Origin of the sequence: Bacteroides sp. RTP31139st1_H2_RTP31139_211217 (assembly GCF_040227615.1) — a bacterium.
Classification (GTDB): Bacteria; Bacteroidota; Bacteroidia; order Bacteroidales; family Bacteroidaceae; genus Bacteroides; species Bacteroides uniformis.
This window is the reverse complement of sequence record NZ_JBCNZM010000126.1, coordinates 1-14,352: the sequence shown is the minus strand read 5'-3', so window position 1 is coordinate 14,352 and position 14,352 is coordinate 1. Positions and strand designations below refer to the sequence as shown.

Below are 14,352 nucleotides of genomic sequence, written 5' to 3'. Positions count from 1 at the left end.
GCTATACATAAATTCTAAAATTTTTGTTCGCAGCGAAGATAGAGGTTGCAATCAATAGCCATTTTTTGACTGCTTACAGTCTTTAGAACAAAGATAGTTATTATCCTTCAAACAACAATGATTTGCTACAACATTTTATCCGTTGGAACCATATTAAAGGTATTTACTTTAGTCTTATAATTATATTTTGCAAAGCCTGCTGCATTTCTACTCATTTCTAAATTGTTTATAGAATGAATATAAGATTCAAGAAAGAAACCATTAAAGCTTATTCCTTTGCAACCAAAGTTGGAAGAACTGATCATATACCTGGTAAATGCCTTTATCATACGTAATAAAGTCTTTTTCCAGTAGTCCTTTTACAGCTGAAGAGACAGAACTGGCAGATTGCAACTTGTATTTACGTACAAAGTCACCGCTTGAGATAGCCTTAGCTTTTCCCTCTGCTGCTATTGCCATAAACACAATACGTTGCTTTTCGGGCATCTGATATAATAAGGCATCATAGGTATCGGCAGAAAAATCCAGAAGGTCGTTAATGGCAGTATCTATCATTGAGGGAATACATATTTCTCCAGTTCCGGTCATGGAAAATAAAATGTTCATAACCTTCTGCATATACGAAGTTATACCATTGAAGCGCTCATATAGCTCTGTTACCACTAATGTATCTAAGTGTTTGCTTGCTCGCTCAAAGTGCCTAAGGCAGAACTCCGCGTATTTATCAACAGAAATGGGAGGCAGGTTTATCAGTGTAACCGATTGGTAGAATGGACGTGCCGGAGAAGTAAACATTGCCCCCATCAGATGCCTATGGGACCCGGAGAAGACAAAGTGGGCATTGGAACAGCGTTGTATATGTGTCCGTAGTGCCGCTTCTATGTTGGGATCGTCTGCATATTTGGTTATTTGCTGGAATTCATCAATGGCGATTAGGCAAGGCTTCCCGGCATTATTCAGATAGGAGAATATCTCATCCAATGTTGCAGAGGGATTAGTTATAGCTCCCAGACCGATTCCCCAGGTAGGCTGTCCATTCATGTCGAATGTTATTTCGGAACGAAGGGAGGCCAGTACATTCAAGAAGGTACCCCATACGGATTTTCCTTTTGGACGTAGTTCATCCAGTACAGCCTTGCCGAAAACATTCACAAAATCGCGTACAGAGCTTGTGGCATAAATATCGATGATGAAAGTGTGGTAATGCTCCTTGATTTCCGGCTGTCCAAAACAATGCCGCAGCAAGTCTGTTTTGCCTAATCTGCGTGGGGAAATCAATGCAATGTTGTTCTCATTCGTCAAAAGTGAGACAATTTTAGCCGTTTCTTTCTCTCTGTCACAGAAATATTCCGGTGATACATAGCCGTTCGTAACAAATGGATTTTTCATATGATTATTGAGTTTACACGCAAATATAAGGAAAATATCACGATAATCATAAGATGATAATCATAAAACGATTATTATTGGAAATGTGTGGTTGACTATCATATGAAATGGCTATTCTTTTCCTCATCCAAAGAATAGAGGAATAGTAATAGCCATTTTCTGTTTTAATCTTGATATTCAATTTCTTCACCAAGAGCTTGACGTATCATATTATGTTCATTGCGATAGAGTTTACCATTACGCAGATAATAATAGTTAAAGTAACCGGCAAACTCAATAGTGGCATACTTTAGTGTATCTCCTTGATTATAGACTTTCCATGTACCCTCGTACGAACTGGAATCATCATATTGAATCAGGGTGGTGGAGTCGGCTCGAAGGTCGAATTGGATACCGGTTTCAGTAACGAATTTGCCTGGAAAAGGATGTGTAGCTGCTGACTTCTTACATGAAGAAATGCAGATGAGTGAAACTGACACAGTCAAAATGAATAGTATTTTCTTCATATCTGATATTTATAAATGAAAGATTGAAAAAAAGGACGCCCTGCAAGAGGACGTCCCTTTTATTGAATTATATCAAGAATCTCTTCTTAATTATTTGGCACTCGGTGTACCGGCAGCCTTCTTAACGATGACTTTCAGGTTATCCTTGCTCAATACACCCCACTTGTAGTTGACATTTACAGTCAGGAACATGTTGTAGTCAACGTTAACCGGAGTACCATGGTTGTTGAAGTATGCCAAGTGAGTCGGGTCAGCTTTAGCTTCTGTAGCAGTAGACTTAGCTTTTGTCTCATCCCAGTTCATCATCTTCAATGAAGCATTGGTCGGCAACTTACCGTCAGTAGTACCCTCCTTATGCTCATAAGTGCTGGTTGCAGCATTCCAAGCCAAGCTGGTAGTGGTCTTATCAGTCAAGAACTTAACTTCACGCACAGCATAGTAGTCATACAAAGCATGTGCATAAACTTCATCACCAGTGGCCTTGTCAGCTACAGCAGCTACCGGCTTATTATTCCAGTCAGTGAATGTGAAGTTCTTGGCAACGCTCAAGAAGCTACCGTCAATTTCAGCATCAACGAAGTTGTCGCTGATAGAACCGTCAATAGTCAACGGGTTGATGAAGTGTACCTCAAATTCTTGAACTGGAATAACATTGAAGTCATTGTATGCAACAACTAGCTGTACAGGAACTTCCTTGCCAATCAACTTGAGGGCGGCATCAGTACCGTTCAAGTCATCTTTTTCGTGGAGACGGATGATACTGGAGCATTCATTTACGCTATTACCTAATTTTTCATCATAATTCCAAGGCAAGTTCTTTTTGTTTTCTGTAGCATCAGCACCCATCAGGTTATTGATAGTGGCAGCCAAATCGTTAGATTGTATATAATCATTAATTCCTGCATCCGTTCTACCGATGTTGCTGTTGTCACCTACAACTTCGTCTTTTGCTGTACCTTTAGTCTTATACCACAATTGAGTTTGGTCATCGCTTGTGACAAAGTCTTTCAAATGCGGATAAGTAGTCAGGTCTTTCATACGTGTTTCGTCAAAGATAAACTTAACCTCTGCACACTCACGAATATACTGGATGAATTGGGCCAAGTTGGCTGGTTTTTCTTTGGTCGGTTTATATACAAAGCCATTAACCAAGTGAGCTTCGATGTGGCTATAGTCTTTAAGCTCACAACCGTCTGGAGTACCCGGATATACATGCGGGTCTTTCTGTGTTCCACCGTCATTTGCAGTAGTGTAAACAATCGGATTCACATTGAAGACACCTTCGCCCTTACCATTCTTCCAGAAAGTACCTTGGTATGCAAACTTCTGTGCAGGAACAACAATTGTCTGCTTGATGTCATCATTCAAACCAGTTCCGTCAACGTACTTAACATCAATTTCAAATGTAGAAGCATAAGTCTTGTTTGCAGCATTGTAAGCCAATGTACCAACAGTCTTCGGATTCATAGCCCAAACCAAGTTGAAATAAGTATTGTCCTCAGCATCCTGCAAGAAACCGAATACAAGTTCTTTGTTGTTATTGATGAGTTCACCGCCGTCTTTACCAACTTTATTTGCTCCTTCTTCCCAGTCATTCAAAGCATCTGTAGACTCTGCCAATGTGCTGAGGTCAATCTTCTTACCATCTTTTCTAAGTTCAAGGATTTCGATGTCCTTGTAGATGCTATGGAACTGAGTTTTACTCATACTCTGTCCACCATCGAACTTAACCATATGATAGATCTTCTCGTTCATTTCCTTAGAGAACAGCTGCTGGAACATGTCATGACAAGTTACAGTGTCGTTCGGGAATGTGATAGCAGCAATAGTCTGATCCTTTTCACCAGTCCAACAGATCTTAATGTAGCGAACTGCAATCATGTTACCGTTATTCTTATCCCACAACTCTGCGCGAATGATAGGCTCACGACCGATAGAAGTTTTGGAATATTCGTTGTCTCCCAACTCTACGTCATAAACTTCAGACTTCAGAGTATAACCATCAGACAAGATACGGCCGAATTCCTGCTCGTCTGTCTTGCGGTCACCCTGTAGATATTTGGCTTTTGCCAAAGCAAAACGGAACTCCAGACCATAGTCGGAGTAGTTGCTCAATTCCTTGTGGCTACCATGTTCGTTTTCTGCATAAGTATAGCATACTGTTACCAGTGTTCTCAAATCAAGCGGTTCGTCATATGCTTGTTTAACATCAACCAATACATCATTACCTGATTTGTACAAGCAGATAGAGTCATGATAGTGTACATACTTACCATCTTGTGTTTCATCAGCAAAGTTACCAATGATAGCTTTGTTAAAGTCAATCTTCTTGTTAGCCAGATAAGGGAATACTGTAGATTCTTCGATACGGCTGTATTCAGAACTTACATATACTTCTTCACCAGCCTTCTTTTCGTCATCAGTCAGGTTCTTGTCAGCAATAGGAGCTTTCAAGGAAGCCATCCAGAATGTCTCAAGCTTATCTGCTCCATGTGCTTCACCTGATGTACCGATATTTTCGTTCAGATATTCTTTATTCTTCTTATATTGTACAGTCAAAACACCGCCATCAACAGTATAATCAACAACTTCGAGAGGGGCATTCTCCAGAATTTCCGGAGTAGACTTAGTTACATTTTGAGATTTGATACCTTCGAACAACGGAAGTTTAATATCATCTTTCAACACACCGATGCTTGGACTCATCTTATAGCTTACCTCATTCTTTTCTGTAGAAATATTAAGAGTTTTGGCATTAGCTACAGCTTTATGGTCTACCATAGGCGTACGGGGATGATTTCCCGGTACCACATCATTCTGATGATCTGTTACAGCGGCATAAACCTGCGGAGTATACTGCAATGACAGTAATTCAATAGAAGGGATACCATTGATGTGTGTAGTCGGAATCAGTGTGAGGCTTGTCAAACGATGACCAATCAAGGTCATCACTTCTACGCTCAATTTTTCAACCTTAGTTGCGAGTTCCTTCAAATCTGCATCGGAGATGAAATCTTTCTGTAATTCTGCCTTCAGATCTGCAATCTTTTTGTCTACAGCATCCAGAGAAGCCAACTTGTCGATTTGCTTCTGTAGAGCTGCATCAGCATCCTCCAAAGCTTTCTTCAAGGCTGCAATGTCTTCAGAAGAAGCCCCACCTTGTCCTGCTTTGTCCAATGCTTCTTTAGCTTTGTCCAGTGCTTCTTGTGCTGCTGTTTTAGCATTAGAAGCTTCAGTTTTGGCTTCAGCGATAGAAGTCTCCAAAGTACTTACTTTAGAGTTCAATTCATCAAGTGAAGCTTTCTTGTCCAATTGTCCCTGCAAGTCCTTGATGTCGTCATCATAGTCCTTACAAGACGTGAAAGTTCCTGCAGTACCAGCCATTAAGACACTGAACAAGAATATACTTATGTTTATAATTGAAAACTTTAAATTTATAAATTTTAAAAAATAAAGAGTGAATAATCTCGCATATTTGGTATTACTTTCTCTTATTTTTTTGTTAAAATTTTCCGTTACTTCGCAGGTAACGGGAACCATCTTGAATCAATTATGTGAAAAGAAGTTTAATATAGTTGTAATGCCCCTATAATTGTTTATAACATTTTAAGTGATGAAAGATGAAAAGTGGCTTATAGGTGGAATTCTGATAATATGACCGAGAGGTAAAGTTACGATAAAGGGAAATCAAAATATTTATAGGGAAAGAAAGACTTAAAGTGTTATTTTGTAGAGTTTTGGCTTAAGGGGAAGTTGTTGAGAAATGAGCGAGAGGACTCTTCCCTTCAAGAGATGCTTCTTGCGGGAGGAATAAATATGGACACATCTAGGCCGCTTTATCAATAAAAATAAAAAAATCTATGCCGAGATTCCATTGCTTTTTACAAAAGAAATTACCTTCTCATTTGCTTCATCAATCTTCTTGTCGTTGAAAGGTTTGAGATAGGTTTCAGTAACATTTATCGATGAATGTCCCATCGCTTCGGAAATAATGCCAGGGTGAATCTCACAATAATATGCCATTGTGGCCCACGTGTGTCTTGCCGAATACGAACTAAGATGTGAACTCATATTCAAATGTGTTTTTAAAGCTGACAGCTGATAGTTAAAACGCCTCAAAGCTGATTGATACTCTTTATAAGCCGCTTCTGTACCATCCTTGCTACGTAATATTGGGAATAAATAAGGTGAGTTCTCGTCCTTATTGGATACCATGTGTACCAGCTGTAAGGCTTCAGGGGATAGAAGTACCCGTAAGGTGCGACCAGTCTTTCTTCTACGATAGGACAATACATTCCCTTGCAGGTCTTTCTTGTGCAAGAAAGCTAAATCGACAAATGGGAGACCACGCATCATAAACATAAAAACAAATAGCATTTTGGCCTTTTGAAGGCTTGAGGAAGGAATCCTTTTGGACAAATCCATTTCTGTCCCGCGAACTAAAGTTCCTATATCCGAAGCTTCCAAAGCTCTTTTCTTGTCTGCTTTAGTTCCTGTATACACATGTTCAAATAATCTAGGAGTATAACGGACACATCGTAAATCTACAGCTCGATTGTAAGCCGAGCGAATGACTTTCATATAGGTAGAAACGGTGTTCCAACTGCAATCTCGTTGACGCAGGTGCATTTCAAAACGTTTCAAAACCACTGGATTCAATTTGCGCAGATGCAAATCCCGATAGTTATTGAATGCGGAAAACACATTCAATGTAGATTGGTAAATATGGGCTGTTCCCCATCTCCCATTTTCTCGAAGCTCTCCAATAATAGTTGACAGCATTTCTTGTAAGGTAATCTCTTTCATCTTCAATTTAAATTATACATTCTCTTATTAATAATATGTATAAGTACAATCCCTTTATAATGCAGAACATACGTGCAAATACACTAATAATTGGGGCGAACAACAATCCCATTAACAAAAAAGTGCGCTTAAATGCAGATTTTTCGATTAATTATAAAAAAACAGCATTATTATTTGCTCATTTATAGAAAAACAATTATGTTTGCACGGAAAATTCCTCCGTTACCTGCGAAGTAACGGAATTTTTTAACAAAAGCATTGTGGGAAAAGGAATGCCGGAAATGAGAAATTATTCACTTTTTATTTTTTAAATTTATAAATTTAAAGTTTTTCAATTATGAACAAAAAGTTTCTAAGTGTGACCCTGTTCAGTGCCTTGATGATAGGTGCGACAGGAACGTTCACGTCTTGTAAGGACTATGATGACGACATCAAGAACTTGCAGGAACAACTGGACAAGAAAGCTTCACTTGAAGAGCTGGCTGCAAAAGTTTCGACTTTGGAGACAGCTGTCAACGATGCTAAAACAGCTGCCAACGAAGCTAAGGACAAGGCTCAGGAAGCTTTGGACAAGGCCGGTTCGGCAGAAGGTGGTGTTTCTGATGACGACTTGAAAGCTCTGAAGAAAGAACTGCAAGACCAAATCGACAAGTTGGCTTCTTTGGACATCGTAAACCAAAAGATTGCGGCTCTGAAAGAAGAATTGAAAGGCGACTTCGTTACAGACGAGAAGCTGAAGGACTTGGCTGCTGAAATTGACAAGGTAAGTGCTGAGGTGATGTCCCTGATTGGTCATCGTCTGACCAGCCTGGCCGTAATCCCTACCAGCCACATCAACGGTATTGCCGCCATCACGCTGACTACCCTGCAATATACCCCGCAGAAGTATCAGGCTATGGCTAAGCATACAACTCAAGACCACACTACGACTCCGGTTTTGGACCACGTAAATGCTGCTGCTACAGCTAACTCCATTTCTACAGATTACAACGAGGCTTATTTCCATGTAAGCCCCAGCGTAGGTGTCCGTACTTCAGATATTGAATTGCCCTCATTTGATTGCATCACATCTGAAAATATTATGACCAAGGCTACCGGTGCTGATATTAAGACTAACAGCCCGATTCAACCGGTTAAGTACGACATCAATAAGGACGTGCTGACAGTAAAATTCAAAAAGACAGTCAAGGGTTCTATCGCTGCAACGACTGCCGGCGACAAGGAAAAGTTCTACATGGCATCTTTGAAAGCTCCTATCGCTGCTGAAAACTATACAGCTGCTGAAAAGAAAGCTTTTGACGAACAAGGTACTAAGGTGTATGTGAACTCTGAATATGTACGTCTGCACGAAGAGGTTAAGGTTCCGTATCTGGTTAATAGCAAAACTGACTTTAGCAAAACTATGACCGGTAAGTTTGCCGATGAAATCCAGAACGACGGCAAAGAAGACTTCTATGTACACTATCATGACTCTGTATGCGTATACGAATCTAAAGCCAACGAATATGTAGACTTTAAGCAACCTTATAACGAGCCGCTTGATTTGAAGAAATTGGTGAAGGTTTGTGTTACAGACGCTAAAGATGCTAAAACTAACCACGCTAACCATGCAAATCTGGCAAACTACAAGGATTATGGTCTGACATTCCGTTTCTACATCCCTACTGCTCCTTATAACACATTGGGTGGCGTAGATGGTAACACCAACAAGACAGACCAGCAGAAATTTGCCAAGCTAGATTCTCACGAAAACGGTATCATGTCTTCCAAGGTTTACACTGTCGAAGGTACTTCTGCAACAGCTGTAGGTCGTGAGCCTATCGTTCGCGTGGAACTGGTGGATACAGTAAACAATGCTTTGGTTGCCATGCGTTACCTGAAAGTGAAATGGGTGAAAGAAGCTGGCGAGAGAGAGTTGTCTCATGCTTTTGCTGATTCTATCTATTACTGCAGCAACTACACCGGTCGCATCGGTACTCAGGAAATGAATGAGGACATCTACGACAAGGCTAAAGAAGGTGGTATGACCAAACAGGAATTCCACGCCGTTTATACTCAATTTGATGGTACAAAGGGTGCCGGCGAAGGTACGGCTTCTGTGATTGCCAACTCTGAAGCTGGTGTAGAATCTTACAACATCATCTGGACACTGACTCATGCAGACATCGTTAAGAAGTATCCGAACTGGAACAACCAGGAAAAGATGAGCTTCAGCAAGGTTTGCTACTACTCCGATCCTACAGGTGCATATCCTACATTGAAGATTACTTTGACACGTACTATCTACAAGCCGGTATTCAACCTCTGGGGTTACGATGGTCGCTACTGGAAGAACGACAATGAATGGTCCACATTCAATGTAAACCCGATTGTTTACAATACCGAGGAATCCAACCCGGCATGGTCTAACAATACAGAGAATAACCCGACATGTAACATCTACACAGACTTGCTGAACGGTTTCCTGAACGACCTCGGAGTTAAACCGACAACCGGTTTGGGCGGCGCAATCTGGTATGCCGATGCACTGCGTGCCGGTAAGAAGTTCTTCTATTCCGGACTGTATCCTTATGCTGCCAGCGGCCACCAGGGTGTGAAAGGTGGTGCTTATTCAGAGGAAGGTGCCCGCTTCGTGTTCGACAAAGAAAAACTGGAAGCTGCCAATTCTGCTTACAAGTACGAATATTTCAACGGTACAAGCGTTGTTGAAAAGACTGCGACTGTAAGTCCTGACGGAACAATCCTGTACATCGACGGCAAGAAAGCTGCTGAGATTGTGAACTACGCTCCCAACAAGCTGGATGCCAATGAAATCACTTACAACATCAAGTTGGAAGAAGTAAACCCGACTCACGCACCGCGTAGCGGCGACGCTCCGACAGAAGCTGCCAAGGCTCTCGTAGGCAAGTATGTCCCCATCAAGTTGGTTGCCGACGTATGCTACAAAGATGCTTGTGCTGCTGGTTCTCTGCTGGCTGCTGCCCACACTGCAACTATCAAGGAATATGATGCATTTATCATCGAACCGTTGACAGTAACTACAGGTGAAACTGAGAACTTTACTGATGCAACTGTAGGTGGTAGTACAATTGACGTTAAGGGTGCTTTCACTTATGTTTCTTGGAATGCTGACGAATCAGGCAAGAAGTATATTGTAGCCAATACTACTGGCTTGCAGAAAGCTTTGTGGGAATTCTACGAAGTAGTTCCGGGCGAATGGATGACAGACCAAATCAAGTCTAACTTGAAACTGGTTAACGGTAACTTGGTTCCGACTGATGGTGTAACAAACGGTCCTCTGCCTTCTAATACCAAGGTTGTTTACAACCAGGCAGATGAAACTCTGACTTACAACAACTACAGCGGTACTCCGGTTAACTGGGATTACAAATTGTTCATCCCTGTGAAGTTCGGTTACAAGTGGAAGACATTCACTTTGACATTCGAAGTTGATGTTAAGAAGAACTCTGGTACTCCTGCTCAAAGATAATCATCACTGCAGATAACTAATAAAAGAGAGTGTTTCCGGAAAAGAAGCACTCTCTTTTCTATAAAAACAAAAGAACAATGAGACGAACGATTTTGGCTATGTTGACAATAGCTTTCGGTTTTTTATATTCTTGTACCAATACTAACAGTACAGAGTCTACTCATTCTTTCGCCGGTACATTCATAACGGAAAATGGCGTGAGGTTTGAACTCCGTGCAGACTCAACCACCCTCATCACTTTCTCTGATTCAGTGAAGTATGAAGGTACATGGAAGTCTTGCAAGGCCGAAGACCACTTAGAGTATGCCAATATCGAATTTGGAGGTTATCAGGAATACTATTATTTAAAAGATGAAAAGCTTTACCGAAGTGAGCGCGAAATGCGCCACGATGCTTTGGGAACAAAAGTGAAATATCAGGAATAAACTGAAGAGTAAAACATTTGCATAGAAGAGGCTATCTCAAGTGCATTTTGAGACAGCCTCTTGCTTTTTTCAGCAATTCACCATTTAGACAGTTGTACGCAGCAAAAGTGACAAGAATTTATAAGAGTTTGAACAATATAACAAGCTATCTTCTTATGTACTCAGCAGAATCAAGCAAAGCCGGCCTAGAAATATAGTGTGATTCTCATAAGAGATTATATGCTTAGCCCAAAAGCCACTGAAAGAATTATCACAGAGGCCGTTGAAGCAGTGAAGGACTGGCAGGCTTTAAGAGTAAAGCCAGAAATAGGTAGACAGGAAATGGATAGATTCATAAACTTATTCTAGCTAATTTATACCCGAAAAGATATAATCTCTTTCTCCTTTAATCTTTTTATACCCTTATGGGTGTAATAACGAAAATATATTCTATCTTTGTACCCCAAAGGGTATAAAAATGGAATATACGGAACAAACAACATTATCCAAATATGTAAAAGCGATGCGTAAGCAGTACAATCTGACCCAAGTGGAACTTTCGGAAAAGTCAGGAGTAGGCTTGCGCTTTGTCCGTGAATTGGAGCAAGGCAAACAGACGCTGCGGTTGGACAAGGTAAACCAGCTACTGTCTTTGTTCGGCAGCGAAGTTGGCGCAGTACCTATAACTAAAACTGACGAATGATGAAGCAGGCATTGATAAATCTCCGAGGAATAAAAGCCGGCATCCTCACAGAGGATGAGGATGGCTATACCTTCCAGTACGATACGGAATTCCTGCAGTCGGATGTTGCAGAAGCTGTCAGCCTCACATTACCCTTGACAGAGAAAGCCTATCACGACAAAGTGCTGTTTCCTTTTTTCGACGGGCTGATACCCGAAGGATGGCTGCTTGACATTGCGGAAAAGAACTGGAAAATAGATGCACGTGACCGAATGTCTCTGTTGCTGGCGTGCTGTAAAGACTGTATCGGTGCAGTGGGTGTCGAACCTATAAATGAGGAGGATTAAAGAATGGCAAGATGTCTGTATTGTTACAAGGAACTGAATGGAAATGAGAAGGATTTCCACAAGGCTTGCTCAAAAAAGATATTCGGGACACTAGAGGCGCCTATATTGCCTTATACGCACAATAATCTCTATGATTTGGCAAGGCAGGTAATTCGCAGTCAGACCACACTGACCGGAGTGCAGGCCAAATTATCATTGGATATCAACAAAGGAAGTAAAAACGAGCCTGGACGATTTACGATTGTAGGCTTATGGGGGCGCTATATTTTGAAGCCGCAAACCGAACGGTTCGGTAATCTTCCCGAATTAGAGGATCTGACAATGCATCTTGCGGAAATAGCCAAGATACGAGTTGTGCCACATAGCCTCATCCGCTTTGAGGATGGTGAATTATGCTATATCACCCGACGCATAGACCGCACGAATGAAGGGGGAAAATTGGCTATGGAGGATATGTGCCAACTTTCTGAAAAACTCACTGAACAAAAATACAAAGGTTCTTATGAGCAGATTGCGAAGCTAGTGCTGAGATATTCATCCGCTCCCAAATTGGACCTGGTGAATTTCTGGGAGCAAGTCGTCTTTTCATGGATAACCGGTAATGCCGACATGCATTTGAAGAACTTCTCGCTTTATAGTCCCCAACAAGAGGTATATACGCTCACACCAGCATATGACATGCTGTCTACCGCATTGGTGATGCCTGAAGACACCGAAGAACTTGCACTTACACTAAACGGTAAAAAACGTAAATTGAAGAAGGCTGACTTTGTCACGTCCATGCGGGCGTCGGGATTGGACGAAAAAGTAATAGAAAACCTTTTCAAGAAACTCTTGAAAGTAGAAACCAAATGGATGGAGTTCATCACTCTCTCTTTTCTACCGGAGGAGATGCAAATATCATATAAAGACATGATAAGCATAAAACTCAATATGCTAAAATGATACGAAACCCAACAAGGATTTCCTCTTTCTATCACCCTTCTCTCTTTACTTCAATCCACCTTCTGAAGAAAGGATCATCCAGTTCATACCCCTCATTACGTATCACATATCCTTGTTGTCCAAGTCGCTTCAAACTACTGAAAGCAGTACTTGGAGAATCAATACCGACACCTCGTAGAAAAGGAAGACTGGACGGAGTCCCCATCTGCATAGTTAAGCCTATCAAAACTTTTTTATCTGTTTTATTGAAAGTGCTCCATAAACGTTCATAATCCATATCGTGCACATGAGTCAACTCCGTAATGGCAGTTTCCACCAAAGTATCACTGTAACCGTTTTGTTTCCAGTTATTCCATGTCTGGTAAGCCAGTTGCTGGGTGTAATAGGGATGACAATTGGTGAACGACAGAATGCTGCGGCCTATCGTTTCAGCATCCATATCCTCACCCAAGAGAAGAAAGCCATTCTTGAGAAACTCATAGAAGTCATCTTGAGGAATCTTACCCAACTTCATCAAATATCCAAAATGATAGAAAGGGGATTTCTTTTTCTCGAAGATTTCCTGCATCATCGATTCCTGGCTACCTAAGAAAATGTAATTGGCATGGTTGTAAGTCTGTAGAATAGACCGCAATTTTTTATCCAGATTCTTGTCCAATGTACGTATTTCTTGGAATTCGTCCAGTACTACAATCGGTTTCTTGTGTGGATTCTTCATTCCCAGTTTATCAATCAGTGTGAATACATCCTCTAACAGAATGAAACCATCCATTGACGGCTGAAATGAAACTTCTATGCCATCCGTCATGGGATTGGTTGAAATGGTGGGGATAAAACGAAAGTGAGTGATAAGATGCTTCAGACGTTCCATAGGATATTGTTGAAGCACAATCCGCAATAATCGTGCAGCAAAGTCGGCAGTGTCTGTTACCAACTGCAGGTTCAACTGAAAAACGGGACGTGACAATCCTTTCGTCACTTTTTGAACGAGGCTGGTCTTGCCGAAACGTCGTGGACTAATAAGTATCAGGTGATTCTCACTTGCAAGTATCTCTCTTACTTTTTCTTGTTCCGCTACTCTATCCGTAAAGTATTCACCGTCTACAATCGTACCGAATTTAAATGGATTATTCATATTGCGACTTTTTTCAATGCGACTTTTTTCGCAAATATAAGAAATATATTTGAGTTCATTCTGAAAGACTGGCTAAAATGAAGAAATACATTATAAGCTTCTGTTTTTCTTCATTTTATTGTATATACTTGTAAGGCAAACCCTTTATAAATAAATTGGAAATGAATAGAAATGAAATTACCTTACAAGAGATGTTCTCCTCAGTCATCGGGGAACTCCGGGAAGGCGGCAGATGGGGGACGGCACACATCTACCAGTCAGCGGTGAATGCATTCTCGGCATTCACCAAATGGCAACCGATGCCCATGCGCAAGCTGAGCCCGACCGTACTGAAGAGATTCGAAAACTTCCTCAGGCAGAGGAACTGCAGTTGGAACACCGTATCCACCTACATCAAGACGGTACGCTCGGTGTATAACCGGGCGGTGGACAGAAAGTACATACGGTATGTACCCAGACTGTTCGAGCATGTATATACCGGCACACGGGCAGACAGGAAGAAGGCGCTCGAAGCATCCGACATCAGCAGCCTGGTAAGGGAGACGGAAAGGAGCCTGCAAGGAGGGACATCCCCAAACACACAGCAGAGAACAAGGATTTTCTTCGTACTCATGTTCATGCTCAGGGGCATACCCTTCGTGGACCTGG

Annotated in this window: 11 protein-coding genes; 6 read left to right on the top strand and 5 right to left on the bottom strand. The window is 41.3% G+C overall.

Going from position 1 to position 14,352, the window contains the following annotated elements; all coding sequences use genetic code 11:
• Positions 1-261: 261 nt before the first annotated feature.
• The 4 genes from ABUA47_RS17680 to ABUA47_RS17665 form a co-directional block, all read right to left on the bottom strand.
• Positions 262-1,389, bottom strand: coding sequence for an AAA family ATPase (locus ABUA47_RS17680; protein ID WP_005825750.1), 1,128 nt, complete (start codon positions 1,387-1,389; stop codon positions 262-264).
• A gap of 164 nt (positions 1,390-1,553) precedes the next feature.
• Positions 1,554-1,895, bottom strand: a complete 342-nt coding sequence (locus tag ABUA47_RS17675) for a hypothetical protein (protein ID WP_035450386.1) — start codon at positions 1,893-1,895, stop codon at positions 1,554-1,556.
• Between the two features lie 90 nt (positions 1,896-1,985).
• Positions 1,986-5,279 (bottom strand): PspA/IM30 family protein, encoded by a 3,294-nt coding sequence (locus ABUA47_RS17670; RefSeq protein ID WP_118358129.1) that lies wholly within the window; start codon positions 5,277-5,279, stop codon positions 1,986-1,988.
• Between the two features lie 474 nt (positions 5,280-5,753).
• On the bottom strand, positions 5,754-6,701 hold the full coding sequence (locus tag ABUA47_RS17665) for a tyrosine-type recombinase/integrase (protein WP_005824483.1): 948 nt from the start codon (positions 6,699-6,701) through the stop codon (positions 5,754-5,756).
• 337 nt (positions 6,702-7,038) lie between these two features.
• Here ABUA47_RS17665 and ABUA47_RS17660 point away from each other — a divergent pair, with 337 nt between their 5' ends.
• The 5 genes from ABUA47_RS17660 (at position 7,039) to ABUA47_RS17640 (ending at position 12,569) form a co-directional block, all read left to right on the top strand.
• Entirely contained in the window at positions 7,039-10,191 is a 3,153-nt protein-coding gene (locus ABUA47_RS17660) for a PspA/IM30 family protein (protein WP_022401133.1), read from the top strand.
• A 77-nt stretch (positions 10,192-10,268) separates the two neighbouring features.
• Positions 10,269-10,616, top strand: a complete 348-nt coding sequence (locus ABUA47_RS17655; protein WP_022401132.1) for a hypothetical protein — start codon at positions 10,269-10,271, stop codon at positions 10,614-10,616.
• Positions 10,617-11,073: 457 nt separating this feature from the next.
• A complete protein-coding gene (locus ABUA47_RS17650) occupies positions 11,074-11,298 on the top strand; it encodes a helix-turn-helix transcriptional regulator (RefSeq protein ID WP_005824474.1) in 225 nt (74 codons plus the stop codon).
• Positions 11,298-11,624: a HipA N-terminal domain-containing protein gene (locus ABUA47_RS17645; RefSeq protein ID WP_035450466.1), complete on the top strand. Its 327-nt coding sequence runs from the start codon at positions 11,298-11,300 to the stop codon at positions 11,622-11,624. Before ABUA47_RS17650 ends, ABUA47_RS17645 begins: the two co-directional genes overlap by 1 nt.
• Positions 11,625-11,627: 3 nt before the next feature.
• Positions 11,628-12,569 carry a HipA domain-containing protein gene (locus tag ABUA47_RS17640; RefSeq protein WP_035450459.1) on the top strand — a complete coding sequence of 314 codons (942 nt, stop codon included), beginning with the start codon at positions 11,628-11,630 and terminating at the stop codon, positions 12,567-12,569.
• Positions 12,570-12,600: 31 nt separating this feature from the next.
• Here ABUA47_RS17640 and ABUA47_RS17635 read toward each other — a convergent pair whose 3' ends face one another.
• Positions 12,601-13,704, bottom strand: a complete 1,104-nt coding sequence (locus tag ABUA47_RS17635) for an AAA family ATPase (protein WP_035450461.1) — start codon at positions 13,702-13,704, stop codon at positions 12,601-12,603.
• A 161-nt stretch (positions 13,705-13,865) separates the two neighbouring features.
• On the opposite strand from ABUA47_RS17635, the gene ABUA47_RS17630 reads away from it, so the two are divergent.
• Positions 13,866-14,352, top strand: a 487-nt coding sequence (locus ABUA47_RS17630) for a phage integrase SAM-like domain-containing protein (RefSeq protein WP_195650824.1), incomplete at its 3' end; no start/stop codon positions are given.